Origin of the sequence: Azospirillum sp. TSH20 (assembly GCF_003115935.1) — a bacterium.
Classification (GTDB): Bacteria; Pseudomonadota; Alphaproteobacteria; order Azospirillales; family Azospirillaceae; genus Azospirillum.
Map to the genome: position 1 here is coordinate 1 of NZ_LGQU01000153.1, position 18,218 is coordinate 18,218.

The following is an 18,218-nucleotide window of genomic DNA, read 5'->3' on the forward strand; positions in this document are numbered from 1 at the left end:
CGGACCTACGGTCCGCCTGCCGCGTCAGCACAAAGCAAAGCTTTGTGCGAGAGCTGGGCGGGGGAGGGACTGCCGCCACTCTCCCGCACAAGCACTTGCTCCCTCCCCTGCCCAGCGGAGGGTTGGGGTGGGGGCATCGTCAGCCATCCCCTTCCCCACACACGAAAAAGCCCCCGGCCATCCGGCCGCGGGCTTTTTCTTTACCCAAAACCCTCAGCTCTTGCCCGGCTGCAGGTTGGGCTTCGGCGGTATGGGAAGCGGCTCCGGCATCTGGATCGCTTCCGTCTGCTCCCGCGTGCGGCGCGATGCCGCACGGTCCTCGGCGAGGCGGTCCATCGCCTGCTGGCGCTGCGCCTCGGTGGTCAGATCGGTCGGACGCGGCGGGACCGTCCCCAGGTTGGGGTAGTCGGTGCGCTCCCCGGTCATGTTGCGGATGGGCGACGAATTGTCGCTGACCGGCGAGGGCTCGCCGGTGACGGCCCCCAGAAGGCCGGTGTCCAGCGCCCGGTCGCTGCAGGCCGACAGCCCGAAAACCATTGGCATCGCTACGATTAGCGCGCCGACCGCCCGTCCGGCCGCCACGATGCCCCGAACGCCTTCCTGACTGCCCGTCACCATCATCCTTCCCCGTGTCTGGCCGCCACGCCACACTTGTGCGACGATCCGCGAAATGAAATGTTCACATCAGCGGTGTATGAGAGGTCCCGGATTTCTCCCGCACCGCACCAGAAGGTCGGACCGCCGCACGCCACCCACAGCGACATGGTGCAGAACACCCCCGGAGACCGCCACCGAAGACCATCGCCCGCAAGCCTGTATAGCCGCCCGTCCGCAAGGCCCAAAGCCCAATCTGGCGCAAGCCGGGCCGTGAGGACCACGGTGGTCGACACGATGTGACCGAGACGACGCGACACCCGCCCAAAGAAGAAGGACCGTGCTCATGGCCGAGACCAAGGCCCCCCCCCAGGCTTCCACCCCGGCTTCCCCCCAGGTGCCCGACGTCAAGCTTCCCGATCCGGTCGAGATGTCGCGGGCGATGACCCGCATCGCCGAACAGAGCCAGCGGCTGGTCTCCGAATTCCTCGCGCGCCAGGCCTCCGACGGCGCCGGCCCGAAGAGCCCGGACCCGATGGGCGTCGGCCATGCCTTCCTCGAGATGACCACCCGCATGATGGCCGACCCGGCCAAGCTGATGCAGGCGCAGATGTCGCTGTGGCAGGACTACCTGACCCTGTGGCAGCGCACGACCCAGCGCTTCTTCGGGCAGGAGACGCAGCCGGTCATCGCGCCGGCCAAGGACGACCGCCGCTTCAAGGACGCCGCCTGGGACGAGAACACGCTGTTCGACTTCATCAAGCAGTCCTACCTGCTGAGCGCCCGGTGGATGCAGTCGACCGTCAATCAGGTCGACGGTCTCGACGACCACACCGCCAAGAAGGTCGATTTCTACACCCGCCAGTTCGTCGACGCGATGGCGCCCTCCAACTTCGTCATGACGAACCCGGAGGTGCTGCGCGCGACCATCGAGAGCGGCGGCGAGAATCTGGTCAAGGGGCTGGAGCATCTGCTGAAGGATCTGGAGCGCGGCAAGGGCGAGCTGCGCATCTCCATGACCGACTACGACGCCTTCCAGCTGGGCAAGAACATCGCGGTCACGCCGGGCAAGGTCGTCTTCCAGACCAGCCTGATGCAGCTGATCCAGTACACCCCGACCACGCCGGACGTGAACAAGCGTCCGCTGATGATCGTGCCGCCCTGGATCAACAAATTCTACATCCTCGACCTGCGCGAGAAGAACAGCTTCATCAAGTGGGCGGTCGACCAGGGCCACACCGTCTTCGTCCTGTCCTGGGTCAACCCGGACGAGACGCTGGCGGCCAAGGGCTTCGAGGACTACATGGTCGAAGGCCCGCTGGCGGCGCTGGACGCCATCGAAAAGGCGACCGGCGAGAAGGACGTCAACGCCATCGGCTATTGCCTGGGCGGGACGCTGCTGGCCTCGACCCTGGCCTACATGGCGGCCAAGAAGGACGACCGCATCAAGTCGGCCACCTTCTTCACCACCATGCTGGACTTCACCGAGGCCGGTGAACTGTCGGTCTTCATCGACGAGGAGCAGCTGACCTTCATCGAGGGGCAGATGGCCGAGCAGGGCTATCTCGACGGCTCCAAGATGGCGACCACCTTCAACATGCTGCGCGCCAACGACCTGATCTGGTCGTTCGTCGTCAACAACTACCTGCTGGGCAAGGACCCGTTCCCGTTCGATCTGCTGTACTGGAACGGCGACAGCACCCGCATGCCGGCGGCGATGCACAGCTTCTATCTGCGCAACATGTACCAGAAGAACATGCTGGCGCAGCCGGGGGCGGTGACGCTGAAGGGCGTGCCGATCGACCTGGGCAAGGTCAAGGTCCCGACGCTGTTCCTGTCGGCCCGCGAGGACCACATCGCGCCGTGGAAGAGCACCTACAGCGGCGCCCAGCTGTTCAGCGGCCCGGTGAAGTTCGTGCTCGGCGCCTCCGGCCACATCGCCGGCGTCGTCAACCCGCCGGCGGCCAACAAGTACTGCTACTGGACCAGCGACAAGCTGGCCAAGACCTCCGACGAGTGGCTGGAGAAGGCGACCCAGACCCCCGGCTCCTGGTGGCCGGAATGGAACAAGTGGGTCGGCCAGTACGCCAACGGCAAGGTTCCCGCCCGCCAGCCCGGCGACGGCGCCCTGCCCGCCCTGGAAGACGCGCCGGGGTCCTACGTGAAGGTCAAGAACGGGTAACCGTTCCGTCGAGATATCCCCTCTTCCACTGTGGGCGAGGGGGACTGCTCAAGGGGTCGCTGAAAGGCGGCCCCTGCCTTTTTGGACCGTTCGGTTGTGCCGGCAAGATTTACACGGATGTCACGGATTTAGACACGGATTACACGGATTTTTTAGCCTTGGCGACACCCCGCTTTTTCCGGGAGCCGCCGCCTCGGAACGCCGCATCCGTGAAATCCGTGTTTTAATCCGTGACATCCGTGTTGATCTTGCCCGCCGCTCCCGTACCCGACAAAGCTCCGACACCGCGGCGGGGGTTTTCCTTTCCGGTCCAATCCGATAGTGTTACGCACGCGCACGTTAAGGGTTTGTTTGCCCTTTTCACGCCACCTAAGGCTTGCGCACTTTCGCACGCCCCGGGGATCCGCCGTCCATGCCATCCGACGCCCAAACCGCCACGATGGGAGCCGCCACGGGGGCGATGGCGAACGCCGAAACGGTCAAGCTCGCCGAACGCTACGAGATCCAGCCGGGCGCGCCGATCCCGCTGCTGAACGCCGTCGGCGGCAACGCCTTCACCGCCAAGGCTCTGCGCGAAAAGCGGATCGAGCCCTTCGCCGTCATCTGTCACGCCTCGATCCTGCCGCGGATGGACATCTGCTCCACCGTCGGCAGCCTCGACAACGCCACCCACATGCGGCTGCTCGACTGGGGGCTGGTGGACTGGCCGCAGGACCGCGGGCGGCGCTATTGCCTGGTGTTCGAACGGCCGGGCGGCAAGCGGCTGATGGGGTCGCTGACCGACACGCTGGACCCGATGCCGGAAGACCAGCTGACCCGGCAGATCATCCACCCGCTGGTCTCGGCGCTGAAAGAGCTGTCGAGCCGCGGCGTCGTCCATGGCGCGATCCGCCCGACCAACCTGTTCTACCGCGATCTGGCCGGCGGCGGGCTGATGCTGGGCGATTGCGTGTCGGCGCAGCCCGGCTACGGCCAGCCGGTCCTGCTGGAGACGATCGAGCGCGGCATGGCCAACCCGGCCGGGCGCGGCACCGGCACCATGGCCGACGACCTCTATTCGCTGGGCGTCACCCTGCTGATCCTGGCGCTCGGCCGCAACCCGCTGTCCGGCCTGGACGACGAGGCGGTGCTGCAGGCGAAGCTGGAGCGCGGCTCCTATCCGGCGCTGGTCCAGCAGCACCGTCTGCCGCTGGCGATCAACGAGGTGGTGCGCGGCCTGCTGGTGGACGATCCGAAGCAGCGCTGGACCCTGAACGACCTCGATCTGTGGGTGGCCGGCCGCCGGCTCAGCCCGAAACAGCCGCAGATTTCCCGCCGCGCCGCCCGGCCGCTGGAATTCCAGGGGTCGGAATACTGGCATTGCCGCACGCTGGCCCGCGCCTTCGCCCGCCATGCCCCCGCCGCCGCCTCCGTCATCGAGAGCGGCGAGCTGGACAAGTGGCTGCGCCGGTCGATGGGCGACGACGTGCGGGCGGAGGCGGTCAACAACGCGATCCAGACCGCCTCCAGCGGCAAGGGCGGCACCCAGGGCGACCGGCTGGTCGCCCGCGTCTGCATCGCACTCGACCCCGCCGCCCCCATCCGCTACCGCGGCCGGGCGATGATGCCGGACGGCATCGCCACCATGCTGGCCGATGCCTTCATGCGCGGCGAATCCCCCCAGGCGGTGGCGGAGGTGATCGCCAACCAGCTGCCGATGTTCTGGGTCAACGTCCAGACCGACTTCAAGCCGGAATTCGTGCCGCTGGTGCAGAGTTTCGACCAGCTGCGCGGCTTCCTCGACCGCTCCAGCCACGGGCTGGGGGTGGAGCGCGTGCTGTACGAGATGAACCCGACCATGCCCTGCATGAGCGGTCTGGTCGCCAAGCAGCTGCCGACCTCGCCGGCCGAGTTGCTGCGGGCGCTGGACTGGATCGCCGCCGGGGGCGAGCGGCACAAGGATCCCATCGACCGCCAGATCGCCGCCTTCCTGGGCGCCCGGCACAAGCGCGGCGACGAGCTGCTCTACACCCAGCTCGGCAGCGGGGTGGAGCCGATGCGGCGCGTCATCGCCATGCTGACCATCCTGTCCGACATCCAGGCCCGCACCGGGGTCGATGGGCTGACCCATCTGGCCAGCTGGGTGGTGGCTTTGCTCGACCCCGCCTTCCGCCGCTTCCACAACCGGCCGCAGCAGCAGGAGGTGCGCAAGATGGCGGACGCCGCCGCGCACAACGGACGGCTGACCGAACTGCTGAAGGTGGTGGACGATCCCGAATCGCTGCGCCGCGACCGGCTGGAATTCGAGGCGGCGCAGATCGCCTACCGCGAGGCCGATGCGGAGATGGACAAGATCCGCCACACCATCGCCGACCGCAATTCCATCATCGAAACGTCGGGCCGGCAGGTCGCCGCCATCGCGTCCAGCCTGCTGTCGACCGTGCTGGTCGCCGGCATCATCCTGTTCTTCGCCTTCTGACCGGAAAACGGGGGGATCGCCATGGCGCGCAAGAAGAAGAAAAAGGGCGGCGGCCTCACGCTGATCCTGCTGATCATCCCGGCGGCGCTGATCGTGCTGCCGACCACCATCCTGTTCGGCATCGGCATGATCCCGACCATCGTCGCCTATGTCGTCGACCGCGACCCCGACAAATCGGCGCCGATCACCGTCGGCGGGCTGAATTTCTGCGGCTGCATGCCCTTCGCCATCGATCTGTGGAAGCACCAGCACACCATCGGCGCCGCAGCGAAGGTGTTCGCCGACCCGCTGGCCTGGCTGGTGATGTACAGCGCCGCGGCTGTCGGCTGGGGCCTCTATTACGGCATCCCGCCGCTGGTCGCCGGGATGGAGGTCACCCGCGCCGAAAAGCGGGTGGAGGTGCTGAAGCAGAAGAAGGTGGCGCTGGTCCAGGAATGGGGGCCGGACGTCGCCGGCGATTATTTCGACGAGTCCGGCGGCATGGAGCCCGACGCCGAGATGGAAGGCGCCTGAGCCTCAATCGGCGAAAGCGGCAGCGGAATAATCGGTGTAGCCGGCGGCCCCGCCACCGAACAGGCTGTCGGCGCGGAATTCCGCCAGCGGCAGGCCGTGGCGCAGGCGCTCCGGCAGGTCCGGGTTGGCGACGAAGGGCCGGCCGAAGGCGACCAGATCGACCAGCCCGGCATCCAGCAGCGCCTCCGCCCGCTCCACCGTATAGCGTCCGGCGACGATGATGGTGCCGCGGAACCGCTCCCGCCAGGCCTCGCGCCACTCCATCGGCAGAGGCGTGCCGTTGTCCCAGTCATCCTCGGCGAAATGCAGCCGCGCGACGCCCAGCGCCTCCAGCCGTTCGATCACTCGGGTGAACAGGCCGTAGGGATCGCTGTCGCTCATCCCCTTCAGCGTGATCAGCGGCGACAGGCGCACGCCGGTGCGCTCCGCCCCGATGGCGGCGGTCACCGCCTCCACCACCTCGGTCAGGAAGCGCAGGCGGTTGTCCACCGACCCGCCATAGCGGTCGGTCCGCCGGTTGCTGCCGTCGCGCAGGAACTGTTCGATCAGATAGCCGTTGGCGGCATGCAGCTCGACCCCGTCGAATCCGGCGGCAACCGCATTCGCGGCGGCGTCGGCGAACTGGCCGACGGTGGCTGCGATCTCCGCCCCGTCCATCTCCCGCGGCTCGACGCAGGGCACCATGCCGCCGGTCCCGTCCGGCCCCACCGCCCAGATCGCGGTGTCCGCCGGCAGGATGGCCGAGGGAGCCGGCGGCTTGGCCCCGCCATGGAACATCGGATGCGACACCCGCCCGGTGTGCCACAGCTGCGCGACGATGCGCCCGCCGCGCCGGTGCACGGCATCGGTCACCGCTGTCCAGGCGGCGATCTGCGCCGGCGTGTAGAGCCCCGGCGTCCGCGAGTAGCCCTTGGCGCCGGAGCCGATCTGGGTCGCCTCCGTCACGATCAGCCCGGCGCCGGCGCGCTGCGCATAATAGGCCGGGGCGAGATCAGACGGCACCTCGTCCTCGCCGGCGCGGGCACGGGTCATCGGCGCCATGACGATGCGATTGGGCAGCTCCAGCCCGCCCAGCCGGTAGGGGGAAAACAGGGATCCGCTCACAGCAAGCCTCCGCCATCGACGTCGATCACCGATCCGGTGACGAAACCCGTGGTCATTGCGAACAGGAAGGCCGCAGCCACCTCCTCCGCGCGGCCGACACGGCCGACCGGCAGCCCGCCCCCGACCTTCGCAAAGAAGGCGTCGCGCCCGTCCGCCGGGATGGCCCGCCAGTTCTCCGTCGCCGTCACGCCCGGCGACACCACATTGACCCGCAGCGGCGCCAGCTCCTTCGCCAGCGACTTGCCCAACGCCTCGACGGCGGCGTTCATCACCGTCTTGGCCAGAGACCCGACACTCGCCTTGCGCGACAGCAGGCCGGAGGTCAGCGTCACCGACCCGTCCGGCGCCAGATGCGGCAGCGCCGCCTGGACCGCGTCGGCCGCACCCCACAGCTTCACCTCGAAAGCCCGCCGGGCGGCGGCGAGATCGAGCTGCGCGAAGGCGGGGGACCCGATCTGCGGCCCGGCGGTCACCACCAGATGGTCGAGGCTGCCGACGCTGCGGAACAGGGCGTCCAGGCTGCCGCGGTCGCCCAGATCGGCGGCCAGCCCCTCGACCCCCAAGGCCTCGGCGGCGATGCGGGTCCTCACCGCGTCATGGCCGGCGATGACCACCCGCGCCCCCTGCCCGCGCGCCGCGGCGGCCACCGCCCGGCCGATGCCGGAGCCGCCGCCGATGACGACCACGCTGCGATCCGCCAGCGATGCGGCACCCGCCGCTTTTTCGTTCCTGTCCATGAAAATCTCCGGAGGCCGGACGGCGTTTGCCGTCCCTCTTGCCTTGGACCTCATTGTGTCCCTCGGCGCCTTGGCGGATAATCCCGGGAGTTTTTGAGATATTGCCAAACGAGATTTGACAATGATCGCGCTCGACGACCTTCGCCTGCTGCTTGCCGTCGCGGAGCATGGCAACCTGTCGGCGGCGGCGCGGCAGCTCGGCCTGCTGCCGGCGACGGCGAGCGCCGCGTTGAAACGGATTGAGCAGGCGCTGGGCGCCCGCCTGTTCGAGCGCTCGACGCGCAGCGTCCGCCCGACCGATGCCGGCGCCGCCTATCTCGCCAGTTGCCGGCAGGCTCTGGAACAGCTGGATGCGGCGGCCGAACGGCTGGCCGGCGACCGCAGCCGCTTCGCCGGGCCGGTGCGGCTGGCGGCGCCGTCGGACTTCGGCCGGACGGTCCTGCGCCCGTGGCTCGACGAGTTCCACGACCGGCATCCGGCCATCCGCATCACCCTGCTGCTGGGCGATCATCTGGCCGACCTGCTGCGCGACGATCTCGACTGCGCGCTGCGCTATGGCGCCCTGCCGGATTCCGCCTTCGTCCGGCGGCAAATGGCACCGTCACGCCGGGTGCCGGTGGCCTCGCCCGCCTATCTCGAAGCACACGGCACCCCCACCATGCCGGAGGATCTGCGCGGCCATCGCTGCCTCGTCCTGCTGCGCGGCCGGGAGCCGCTGAACCGCTGGCGCTTCGCCGGACCGGCGGGCGAGCGCAGCATCGTCGTGGAGGCCGACCGCGCCACCGACGACGGCGCGGTGCTGCGCGACTGGGCGCTGGCCGGCTGCGGCATCGCCCACAAATCCTGGCTTGATGTCGCCGCCGACGTCACCGCCGGACGCCTGCGTCCGCTGCTGACGGATTGGAGCGACGAGGATTCGCCGCTCCAGCTGCTGTTCGCCTCCGGCCGCCGCCGCCCCTTGCGGGTCGACGCGCTGGCCGACCATCTCGCCGGCCGGATCGCCGCCTATGCCGCCGCCCATCCTTTCCCGGCCCGTCAGCAAGGATCGGCCGTCGGTGATCTTGCAACCGACACCATCGCCGGTGCATGATCGGCGGCGAAGGTCGCAAGGTCGGCCATGAGGGTCGGATGTTCAGCGTCAGCCAGGATGAAGCCGCCGCAATCCAGAAGGCGTTTCACGAAAGCGGCGAGTGGGCGGCGGTCGCCGAGTTGCGGCGGCATTTTCACATTCAGGACAATGTGAACGCCCTGAACGCCGTGCGGTCCATCGTGCGATGGGCCCAGCCGCCGCAACCGACGCCGGCATCTCCCGCCTGACCCTACTCGCTTGAAGGGCCTCAGGCGATCAGGCCGGCAACCGCCCGCGCCACCTCGGCATGGATGGAGTCCTGCTGCTTGAAGCCCTCCGCCGTCTGGGTCAGGTAGCAGGCGACCAGCAGCGGCGCACGGCCCTCCGGCCAGACGATGGCGATGTCGTTGGCGGTGCCGTTGGTGCCGGTCCCCGTCTTGTCCCCCACCCGCCAGCCGGCCGGCAGCCCGGCGCGCAGGCGCTTGTCGCCGGTCTTGTTGGCGACCATCCAGTCGATCAGTTGCCGGCGGGAGTCCGGCCGCAGCACGTCGCCGACCAGGATCCGCTCCATGCTGCGCACCATGGCGGCCGGCGTGGTGGTGTCGCGCGGATCGCCGGGAATGGCGGTGTTCAGCGTCGGTTCGTTGCGGTCCAGCCGGGTGGTCTTGTCGCCGATGCCCCGCATGAAGGCGGTCAGGCCGGCCGGATTGCCGATCCCCGGCAGCAGCAGGTTGGCCGCGACATTGTCGCTGAGCGTCATCGCCGCCTCGCACAGTTCGGCCACCGTCGGCGGCGTGCCGTTCAGCCGGGTTTCGGCGAAGGGGGCATAGGGCACCAGATCGGCCTTGGTCACCGGGATCCGCCGGTCCAGCCGGTCCTTGCCCTGGTCCACAGCCTTCAGCACGGCGGCAGCCAATAGAAATTTGAAGGTGCTGCACATCGGGAACCGCTCGTCCCCACGCCAGCCATGCAGCTTGCCGTTTGCGGTATCGAGCACCGCGACGCCAAGCCGGCCGCCGCTGCGCGCCTCCAGCTCCGTCATCTTTCCGGCCAGTGCATCGCTGCCGGATGCCCTGCCAGCCTTGGATTTATTGCTTTCCGCAGCCTGCGCCCCAGCCACCGCCCCGGCCGCCGACAGCACCAGGACCCCGCCCGTCGCCGCCAGGAATCCCCGTCTTCCGATCATCTCCAACCCCGTTTTCCACTGTTTCGATGGCCGGACGATAAAAAGCCGGGGGTGCGCGAACAAACGAGCTTTCCTCGCGGAAGCCCCAAATTAAACTTATGCCTTGCTTTGGCGGCGCCATGGCAGGCTATGGGCCGCTGCGGATGTGGAAGGGAGCAGGCCGATGCCTTTGCGTCAGGAGATGGAAACGGACCGCTTCGAGGCGACGGCCGAGGACGGCAGCACCCATGCCGTCGTCGAGACGACCAGCTTCATCCAGATGGTGACCTTCCGCGGCCCCGCCGGCTGGGTTCCGGAAAGCAAGAGCTATCGCCTGGACGGCGGCGAGCCGGTCGAGCCGACGCCGGATGGCAGCTTCCGCATCGCCGCGTCGGGCCTGTCGCTGCGGCGGATCGGCTGAGCCGCCATGCGGCCGACAAATCCCTTGAACCCACTCTGCCAGGGGTTATATTAGTTTACCCTAATTTGCAGATTTCCGACGGCAGGATGGTCCAGGCGATGACCTCAACGCTGGGCGATACAGCACTCAATACCCCCGATTTCGAGGCTGCCGATTTCGAAGCGCGCGCCGCGGAGGCGGAGGGCTTCCTGCGCTCCATCGCCAGCCGCCACCGGCTGATGATCCTGTGCAGCCTTCTGGAGGGCGAGATGCAGGTGGGCGAACTGGTGCGCCGCCTCGGCCTGTCGCAATCCAACCTGTCCCAGCATCTCGCCAAGCTGCGCGAGGAGGGTCTGGTCGCCACCCGCCGGCAGGGCACCGCGATCCATTACCGCATCGGCTCCGACCGGGTGCGGCCGATCCTGGGCGACCTCTACCACCTGTTCTGCGCGTCCGAAATCCCCCTCTCCCCCCCGCTCACGCGCAAACGAAGTTTGCGCTGACGCGACAGGCGGACCTCCGGTCCGCCGAAAGCGGGGAGAGGGTCGGGGTGAGGGGGATGCACGACGGAACCCTTGTGAAAATCCTGCAACGCACCCCCCTCACCCTAACCCTCTCCCCGGGGGGGAGAGGGGACTCCCTCACGTCCCCACCAGTTCCCTCGCCGCCACGGCCTTTTCCTGCGGCGTCTCCGCCGTCTCCCCCCGCTGCGGCGGCAGGGTGGGCGCGTCGCCGCGCAGCACGACGTAGATCGCCGGGATCACCAGCACGGTCAGCAGCGTCGAGCTGAGCAGCCCGAACAGCAGCGAGATCGCCAGCCCCTGGAAGATCGGGTCGGTCAGGATGAAGGCGGCACCGATCATCGCGGCCACCGCGGTCAGCAGGATCGGCTTGAAGCGGATCGCCCCCGCCTCCAGCACCGCCTCGCGCACGCTCATCCCGCGCTCGCGCAGGTGACGGATGAAGTCCACCAGCAGGATGGAGTTGCGGACGATGATGCCGGCCAGCGCGATGAAACCGATCATCGAGGTCGCGGTGAAGGCCGCGCCGAACAGCCAGTGGCCGAGCACGATGCCGATCAGCGTCAGCGGCACCGGCACCAGGATCACCAGCGGAAGCTTGAAGCTGCCGAACTGGCCGACCACCAGCAGATAGATGCCGAGGATCGCCACGCCGAAGGCCGCTCCCATGTCGCGGAAGGTGACATAGGTGATCTCCCATTCGCCCTCCCACAGCAGGGCCGGCTTGCTCTGGTCCTCGGGCTGGCCGTGCAGCAGGATCTCCGGCTCCGCGCCCAGACCGGCAGCCTTCCAGTCGACCTGCTTCAAGCGGTCCTGCACCGCCAGCATGCCGTAGATCGGCGCCTCGAACCGGCCGGCGAGGTCGGCCATCACCATCTCGGCATAGCGGCCGTTGCGGCGGAACAGCGGGTAGGAGGCCGGCTCCCGCGTCATCGTGACGAGATCGCCCAGTTCCACCGTGCCGCGCGTGCCCGGCACCGGGGTGGCGAGGATGCGTTCGGACAGGAACAGGCCGGATTTCGGCAGCTGCACCGCGATCTCGATGGGATTGCGCCCGGCGCCGCGGTGGGAATAGCCGACCGGCACGCCGCCGACCAGCGCCTGCAGCGTGTCGTAGACCGCCTGTTCCTCGACGCCATGGAACTCCAGGCTTTCATGGTCGAGCGCGAAGCGTAGCCGCTCGCCGGGCGCACGCACGGTGTTGTCGACATCAACAATGAAGTCCACGCTGCGGAAGGCGTCCTCGACGATGTGCGCCGCCTTCTGCCGCATCGCCGCATCGGGGCCATAGACCTCGACCAGCAGGGTGGAGAGCACCGGCGGGCCGGGCGGCACCTCGACCACCTTGACCGTCGTGCCGTCCGGCACCGCCACGGATTTCAGCCGGGCGCGGACGTCGAGCGCGATCTCGTGGCTGCTGCGGCTGCGCTCGCCCTTCGGCGCGAGGTTCACCTGCAGATCGCCCTGCTCCGGCTGGTCGCGCAGGTAGTAATGCCGGACAAGGCCGTTGAAGTTGAAGGGAGAGGCGGTACCGCTGTAGGCCTGGACGCTCTCCAGCTCCGGCAGGTCGCCAATCGCCCGCGCCGCGGTCAGCAGCACGCGCTCGGTCTCCTCCGGCGAGGCGCCGCGCGGCAGATCGACGACGACCTGCAGTTCCGACTTGTTGTCGAAGGGCAGCAGCTTCACCGCCACGTCCTTGGTATAGAACAGCGTGGTCGAGGCCAGGGTCGCGACGCCGACCACCAGCAGGAAGGTCCAGGCCCGACGCTTGCTGCGGATCAGCGGCCGTGCCACCGCCAGATACATCCGTCCCAGCGCGCCGCCGCCCTCGTGGCCGCCACCATGTCCTGACTCATGTCCGGCAGCCGGCGTCTCGCCGGGCCGCAGCTTCACCATCAGCCAGGGCGTCAGCACCATGGCGACGAAGAAGCTGAACACCATCGCCGCCGACGCGTTGGCGGGGATCGGGCTCATGTACGGCCCCATCAGGCCGGACACGAACATCATCGGCAGCAGCGCGGCGATGACGGTCAGGGTGGCGACGATGGTGGGGTTGCCGACCTCGGCCACCGCCTCGATGGCGGCCTGCACCTTGGACCGGCCGTCCTTCATTGCCCAATGACGATCGATGTTCTCGACCACGACGATGGCGTCGTCCACCAGGATGCCGATGGAGAAGATCAGGGCGAACAAACTGACCCGGTTGATGGTGTAGCCCATCAGCCAGGACGCGAACATGGTCAGCAGGATGGTCGTCGGAATGACGATCAGCGTCACGATGCCCTCGCGCCAGCCGATGGCCAGCACGATCAGCGCGACGATGGTGACGGTGGCGAGCGCCAGATGGAACAGCAGCTCGTTCACCTTTTCGTTGGCGGTCTCGCCGTAATTGCGGGTGACGGTCAGCGTCAGGCCCTTCGGCAGCGACTCACTCTCGATGGCGTGGACGCGCTCCAGCACGCGCTCGGCGATGGTGACGGCGTTGGCGCCGGCCCGCTTGGCGATGGCCAGCGTGACGGCCGGGGTGCGGACCAGCCCGCCCTTGCCGTCCGGCGTCATCGTCCAGGCCATGCTGTCGTCGGGCCGCGAGCCGACGACGATGTCGGCCACGTCCTTGACATAGACCGGGCGTCCGTCGCGGGTGGTCACCAGCAGCAGGCCGATGTCGGCGGTGCCCTGCAGGGTCTGTCCCGCCACCACCGGCAGGCTGCCGCCCTGCGCCCGCACCGATCCGACGATGAAGGACCGGTTGGCGTTCTTCACCTTGTCGACCAGCTGGTTCAGCGTCACCCCGAACAGCGCCAGCTTTTCCGGGTCGGGCTCCACCCGGATCTGGTCGGGCCGGCCGCCGACGATGTAGCTCTTGCCGACATCCTCGACCTGGACCAGCTGGGCCAGCAGTTCGTCGGCGACGCCGTGCAGCGCGGTGTCGGTCCAGCGCCCCGCCTCGTCCGGCTTGGGCGCCAGCGTCAGGGTCAGGATCGCCACGTCGTTGATGCCGCGCCCGACGATCAATGGTTCCGGAATGCCGAGCGGGATGCGGTTCATGTTGGCGCGCACCTTCTCGTGCACGCGCAGGATGGCGTCGTCGGAAGAGGTGCCGACCAGGAAGCGGGCGGTCACCACCACCCGGTCGTCCATGGTCTGGCTGTAGGTGTGCTCGACCCCGTCGATGCCTTTGACGATCTCCTCCAGCGGCTTGGTCACCAGCTCGACCGCATCGTCGGCCTTCAGCCCGTCGGCGCGGACCAGGATGTCCACCATCGGCACGCTGATCTGCGGTTCCTCCTCGCGCGGCAGCGACATCAGCGCGACGGCGCCGACCACCAGCGAGGCCAGCAGCAGCAGGGGGGTCAGGGGCGAGCGGATGAAGGTCCGCGTCAACACCCCGGAAATGCCGAGCTTCATCACACGCCCTCCGGCCGGACGATCACGTCGCCCGGCTTCAATCCCGACAGCACCTCGATCCCGCCGGGCTGGCCGTCCAGCGCCGGGATCGGTCCGCCGACCTGCACCGGCGTTTCGCTTCCGTCGGCCAGCCGCAGGAAATCGGTGCCGAAGCGGCGGACGATCCAGTCCGGCGGCACCACGATGGCTTGCCGTGTGCCGGTCGCCACATAGACGCGCACCCGCTCGCCGACGAAGAAGTCGCCCAGCCCGGTGACGGTGGCGTCGGCGACCACCTGCCCGCCCGACAGTTCCGGATACACCTGCCGCACGGTGCCGCGCTTCAACGCGGTTTCACCAACCGGAGCGGCAGCCTGCGGAGTGGCAGCCTGTGGCGTGGCCGGCGCCAGCCCGCGGTTGCCGACCAGCACCGGGTCGCCCTCATGCATGAAGCGGGCATGGCGCTCCGGCAGATGCAGGCGCAGCACATAGGTTTCCGTGGCGATGCTCGCCACCGTCTCGCCGGGGACCACCACCGCGCCGTCGATCACCTTGACCTGCAGGATGCGGCCGTTGGCCGGGGCCAGCACCTCGCCCTCGCGCAGCTGCTGCTCGACCACCGCCCGCTCCGCCTTCATGGCGGTGATCTGGGCGCGGGCGACGTCCACCGCCGACTGCGCGTCGTCCAGCCGCTGCTGCGTGCCCGTGCCGCTGGCGCGCAGGCGCTGCGCCCGGTCCAGCTCCAGTTCGGCCTGATGCTGCTGCGCCTGCAAAGCCTGGATGCGCGCGTCCAGCGAGACGATCTGCAACGGCAGCTTTGGGTCGCGGACGGTGGCGAGCAGCTGGCCGGTGGTGACCTTGTCCCCTTCCTTCACCTTCAGCTCGGCGATGGTGCCGCCGATGCGGGTGCGAGCCAGCGTCTCGTGGACGCTTTCCACCGTGGCGTAGACGGCCTTCAGATCCTCCACCGGGCGGGGCTGGATGGTGATGCTGGCAGGTAGCTCCGACTTCACCGTCGCCTTCACCTCCGCCTGCGGGGCCGTCTGCTGGGCGCGCGCGCCCGGCGGGAAGCCGGCGACGCACAGCAGGGCCAGGGCGAGGGCGAGGGGGGCGGCCAGAATGGCTGGAGAGGATCGACGGGACATTGGGCCACCTCGAACGGCAGGAACGGACGGATAGGTGCGGCGGACGCCTGTTGACCTTTAATTTAGAATACTCTAATTTAGTGTCAATGAATGATTCGGATGGCCGCCATATCCGCTCCGCGGCGCGCCTGCTGAAGGCGATCGCCAACGAACGGCGCCTTTCCATCCTCTGCCATCTGGCGCACGGGGAGATGTGCGTCGGCGCGCTCGTGGCCGCCATCGGACTCAGCCAATCGGCCCTGTCGCAGCATCTGGCCCGGCTGCGCGCCGACGGCCTCGTCCGCACCCGGCGCGTTGGGCATTCGATCGTCTATGCGCTGGCCAGCACCGAGGCCGCCGCGGTGATCGAGGTGCTGCAGGGCCTCTACTGCGACGGACCGCCGCCGGACCATTCGTCGGCACTCCCCTCTTCCCCACCGGAGACACGGACATGAGCATCGATCGTATCGTGATGGCCTTCGCCGGGACCATGATCCTGGTCAGTCTGGCCCTGTCGCAACTGCACAGCCCGCAGTGGCTCTGGCTGACCGCCTTCGTCGGCGCCAACCTGCTGCAGGCCTCCTTCACCGGCTTCTGCCCGCTGGCGATGATCCTGAAGCGGCTGGGCGCGCGTTCCGGCGTTGCTTTCTCCTGAGGGAGCGGCGGCGCACATCTTCCACAAACGCAAGGCCCGCCGGTCAATCCGTCGAGATGACCGAGAAGAAGGCCTGCCTTAGGAGAGGAAACAGCAATGGCGCATATCGTCGTCCTGGGGGCGGGCATCGGGGGCATCCCGATGGCCTACGAAATGAAGGAACTGGCGCGGCCGGAGGATCGGATCACCGTCGTGTCGAACAGCAACAGCTTCCAGTTCGTGCCGTCCAACCCCTGGGTGGCCGTGGGCTGGCGCAAGCGGGAGGACATCACCGTCCCGCTTGCCGAACCTTTCGCCCGCAAGGGCATCGCCTTCACCCCGGTCGGCTGCCGTCGGGTGCGGCCGGAGGAGAACAGGCTGGAGCTGAACGACGGCACCAGCCTCGACTACGACCAGCTGGTGATCGCCACCGGCCCCGAACTGGCCTTCGACGAGATCGAAGGCTTCGGTCCGCAGGCCAACACCATCTCCATCTGCCATGTCGACCATGCGGTGGAGGCGGCGGAGCGCTGGGAGGCCTTCTGCCGCGACCCCGGCCCGCTGGTGATCGGCGCGGTGCAGGGCGCCTCCTGCTTCGGCCCGGCCTATGAGTTCGCGATGATCGCCGACGCCGACCTGCGGCGCCGGAAGATCCGCCACAAGGTCCCCATCACCTTCATTTCGTCGGAACCCTATGTCGGCCATCTCGGGCTGGGCGGCGTCGGCGACACCAAGGGGCTGCTGGAATCGGCGCTGCGCGAGCGTCACATCAAGTGGATCGTCAACGCCCGCACCGACCGCTTCACCCCCGACGCCGTGCATGTCACGGAGATGGACGAGAACGGCCGTGAGAAGACGGCGCATGTGGTCGAAAGCCGCCTGACCATGATGCTGCCGGCCTTCCGCGGCATCGCCGCCCTGCGCGGTGCGGAGGGGCTGGTCAACCCGCGCGGCTTCGTCCTGGCCGACAAGCACCAGCGCAATCCGACTCACCGCAACGTCTTCGGCGTCGGCGTCTGCATCGCCATCCCGCCGGTGGAAAAGACGCCGGTGCCGGTCGGCGTGCCGAAGACCGGCTATATGATCGAAACGATGGTCACCGCCGCCGCCCGCAACATCCGCTCGCTTCTCGACGGCAAGGAGCCGGTGGAGGAAGCGACCTGGAGCGCGCTGTGCCTCGCCGATTTCGGCGACAGCGGCGTCGCCTTCGTCGCCATGCCGCAAATCCCGCCGCGCAACGTCAACTGGTCGTCGCACGGACGCTGGGTCCATTTCGCCAAGATCGGGTTCGAGCGCTATTTCCTGCGCAAGGTCCGCAAGGGCATCAGCGAACCGGTGTACGAGCGCTATGTGCTGAAGCTGCTCGGCGTGAAGCGGGTGCAGGAGCCGGCGACCAGCGACATGTGATGCGGAGAGGAGGTGGGCGCGGTTTCCGCTGGCGCGGCCAGGGCGGTTGAGGCCATGCTCCCGGGAAATGCCGGACATCGGGCGATCCCCGTGTCCACACTTCAGGGAGACAAGAGCATCGTGACCGCGCCCTTCATTCTCTACGGCAACGTGAATTCCCAGCCCGCGACCCGCATCGCGCTGTTCTTCCGGCTGGGCGGCATTCCCTTCCAGTACCGCCATGTCGACCTGCGCAACGGTCAGCAGAAGTCGCCCGAATATCAGGCGATCAACCGCTTCGGCCGGGTGCCGACGCTGGTGCATGGCGACCGGTCGGTTTCCGAGTCCAGCGTGATCCTGACCTATCTGGCCGAACAGACCGGCCAGTTCGGCGGCCGCGACGATGTCGAAAAGATCCGCCTCGCCGAATGGCTGAGCTGGCTGGCCGACGTGCTGCTGCCGGTCCAGCGCGCCCGTGCCGTGCGCAAGTTCAACGGCGACGCCAACGCCCTGCCCTGGATCGACGCCTCGGCGGCCAGCGGCCTGAAGCTGTTCGACCAGCATCTGGCCGGCCGCGGCTTCATCGAGGGCGACCGGCTGACCATCGCCGACATCTTCGCCTTCCCCTGGATCGACCTGCTGACCGAATCCGGGATCGACGCCAAGGACTATCCCAACGTCCAGGCCTGGGCCGACCGCGTCCGCGCCCAGCCGGGCTACAAGCCGCAGTACGAGCTGATGCCGCAGGCGGACGCGGAGTGCTGAGGGCGGTATTCTTGCGAAGTTAGACCCCCACCCTAACCCTCCCCCGCTGGGCGGGGGAGGGGACTAAGTGCTTGCTCAGGAAGGCGGCGGTAGTCCCTCCCCCGCCCAGCTCTCGCACAAAGCTTCGCTTTGTGCTGACGCGGCAGGCGGACCGCAGGTCCGCTGAGAGCGGGGGAGGT

Annotated in this window: 17 protein-coding genes; 11 read left to right on the forward strand and 6 right to left on the reverse strand. The window is 68.3% G+C overall.

From position 1 onward, the window contains the following. Positions 1 to 213: 213 nt before the first annotated feature. The gene (locus tag TSH20_RS32115) at positions 214 to 543 is read right to left on the reverse strand and encodes a hypothetical protein (RefSeq protein ID WP_247874551.1); all 330 of its coding nucleotides are present in this window, start codon (positions 541 to 543) and stop codon (positions 214 to 216) included. A 397-nt stretch (positions 544 to 940) separates the two neighbouring features. Between TSH20_RS32115 and phaC the strand changes: the two genes are divergently transcribed. The 3 genes from phaC (at position 941) to TSH20_RS32130 (ending at position 5,747) form a co-directional block, all read left to right on the forward strand. Beyond that, positions 941 to 2,776, forward strand: a complete 1,836-nt coding sequence (gene phaC / locus TSH20_RS32120; protein ID WP_109157371.1) for a class I poly(R)-hydroxyalkanoic acid synthase — start codon at positions 941 to 943, stop codon at positions 2,774 to 2,776. 412 nt (positions 2,777 to 3,188) lie between these two features. Beyond that, complete coding sequence (locus TSH20_RS32125; RefSeq protein ID WP_247871631.1) at positions 3,189 to 5,234, forward strand: serine/threonine protein kinase; 2,046 nt, start codon at positions 3,189 to 3,191, stop codon at positions 5,232 to 5,234. Between the two features lie 21 nt (positions 5,235 to 5,255). Further along, a complete protein-coding gene (locus TSH20_RS32130) occupies positions 5,256 to 5,747 on the forward strand; it encodes a hypothetical protein (RefSeq protein ID WP_109152802.1) in 492 nt (163 codons plus the stop codon). A 3-nt stretch (positions 5,748 to 5,750) separates the two neighbouring features. Here the strand turns inward: TSH20_RS32130 and TSH20_RS32135 are convergent, their stop codons facing one another. Further along, positions 5,751 to 6,851 carry an alkene reductase gene (locus TSH20_RS32135; RefSeq protein ID WP_109157370.1) on the reverse strand — a complete coding sequence of 367 codons (1,101 nt, stop codon included), beginning with the start codon at positions 6,849 to 6,851 and terminating at the stop codon, positions 5,751 to 5,753. Then, positions 6,848 to 7,588 carry an SDR family oxidoreductase gene (locus tag TSH20_RS32140; protein ID WP_109157369.1) on the reverse strand — a complete coding sequence of 247 codons (741 nt, stop codon included), beginning with the start codon at positions 7,586 to 7,588 and terminating at the stop codon, positions 6,848 to 6,850. The genes TSH20_RS32135 and TSH20_RS32140 overlap by 4 nt, the downstream gene beginning before the upstream one ends. A 121-nt stretch (positions 7,589 to 7,709) precedes the next feature. On the opposite strand from TSH20_RS32140, the gene TSH20_RS32145 reads away from it, so the two are divergent. Further along, a complete protein-coding gene (locus tag TSH20_RS32145; RefSeq protein WP_109157368.1) occupies positions 7,710 to 8,678 on the forward strand; it encodes a LysR family transcriptional regulator in 969 nt (322 codons plus the stop codon). A gap of 38 nt (positions 8,679 to 8,716) precedes the next feature. After that, on the forward strand, positions 8,717 to 8,905 hold the full coding sequence (locus TSH20_RS32150) for a hypothetical protein (RefSeq protein WP_247870804.1): 189 nt from the start codon (positions 8,717 to 8,719) through the stop codon (positions 8,903 to 8,905). 20 nt (positions 8,906 to 8,925) lie between these two features. Here TSH20_RS32150 and bla read toward each other — a convergent pair whose 3' ends face one another. Then, positions 8,926 to 9,843, reverse strand: a complete 918-nt coding sequence (bla, locus tag TSH20_RS32155) for a class A beta-lactamase (RefSeq protein WP_109157373.1) — start codon at positions 9,841 to 9,843, stop codon at positions 8,926 to 8,928. A 163-nt stretch (positions 9,844 to 10,006) separates the two neighbouring features. On the opposite strand from bla, the gene TSH20_RS32160 reads away from it, so the two are divergent. Then, entirely contained in the window at positions 10,007 to 10,243 is a 237-nt protein-coding gene (locus TSH20_RS32160; RefSeq protein WP_109157367.1) for a hypothetical protein, read from the forward strand. 98 nt (positions 10,244 to 10,341) lie between these two features. Continuing rightward, positions 10,342 to 10,725, forward strand: coding sequence for a metalloregulator ArsR/SmtB family transcription factor (locus TSH20_RS32165; RefSeq protein WP_109157372.1), 384 nt, complete (start codon positions 10,342 to 10,344; stop codon positions 10,723 to 10,725). A gap of 138 nt (positions 10,726 to 10,863) precedes the next feature. Here TSH20_RS32165 and TSH20_RS32170 read toward each other — a convergent pair whose 3' ends face one another. Together TSH20_RS32170 and TSH20_RS32175 are read right to left on the reverse strand one after the other, a co-directional pair. Next, a complete protein-coding gene (locus tag TSH20_RS32170) occupies positions 10,864 to 14,151 on the reverse strand; it encodes an efflux RND transporter permease subunit (protein WP_109157366.1) in 3,288 nt (1,095 codons plus the stop codon). Beyond that, complete coding sequence (locus tag TSH20_RS32175) at positions 14,151 to 15,275, reverse strand: efflux RND transporter periplasmic adaptor subunit (protein WP_109157365.1); 1,125 nt, start codon at positions 15,273 to 15,275, stop codon at positions 14,151 to 14,153. The genes TSH20_RS32170 and TSH20_RS32175 overlap by 1 nt, the downstream gene beginning before the upstream one ends. 86 nt (positions 15,276 to 15,361) lie before the next feature. Here TSH20_RS32175 and TSH20_RS32180 point away from each other — a divergent pair, with 86 nt between their 5' ends. The 4 genes from TSH20_RS32180 to TSH20_RS32195 all read left to right on the forward strand — a co-directional run bounded on the left by TSH20_RS32180 (position 15,362) and on the right by TSH20_RS32195 (position 18,039). Next, positions 15,362 to 15,709, forward strand: coding sequence for a metalloregulator ArsR/SmtB family transcription factor (locus tag TSH20_RS32180; protein WP_109152793.1), 348 nt, complete (start codon positions 15,362 to 15,364; stop codon positions 15,707 to 15,709). Continuing rightward, positions 15,706 to 15,909: a DUF2892 domain-containing protein gene (locus tag TSH20_RS32185; RefSeq protein WP_109152792.1), complete on the forward strand. Its 204-nt coding sequence runs from the start codon at positions 15,706 to 15,708 to the stop codon at positions 15,907 to 15,909. Before TSH20_RS32180 ends, TSH20_RS32185 begins: the two co-directional genes overlap by 4 nt. 96 nt (positions 15,910 to 16,005) lie before the next feature. Further along, the gene (locus TSH20_RS32190) at positions 16,006 to 17,295 is read left to right on the forward strand and encodes an FAD-dependent oxidoreductase (RefSeq protein WP_109157364.1); all 1,290 of its coding nucleotides are present in this window, start codon (positions 16,006 to 16,008) and stop codon (positions 17,293 to 17,295) included. 120 nt (positions 17,296 to 17,415) lie between these two features. Beyond that, the gene (locus TSH20_RS32195) at positions 17,416 to 18,039 is read left to right on the forward strand and encodes a glutathione S-transferase family protein (protein ID WP_109157363.1); all 624 of its coding nucleotides are present in this window, start codon (positions 17,416 to 17,418) and stop codon (positions 18,037 to 18,039) included. Positions 18,040 to 18,218 lie beyond the last annotated feature (179 nt).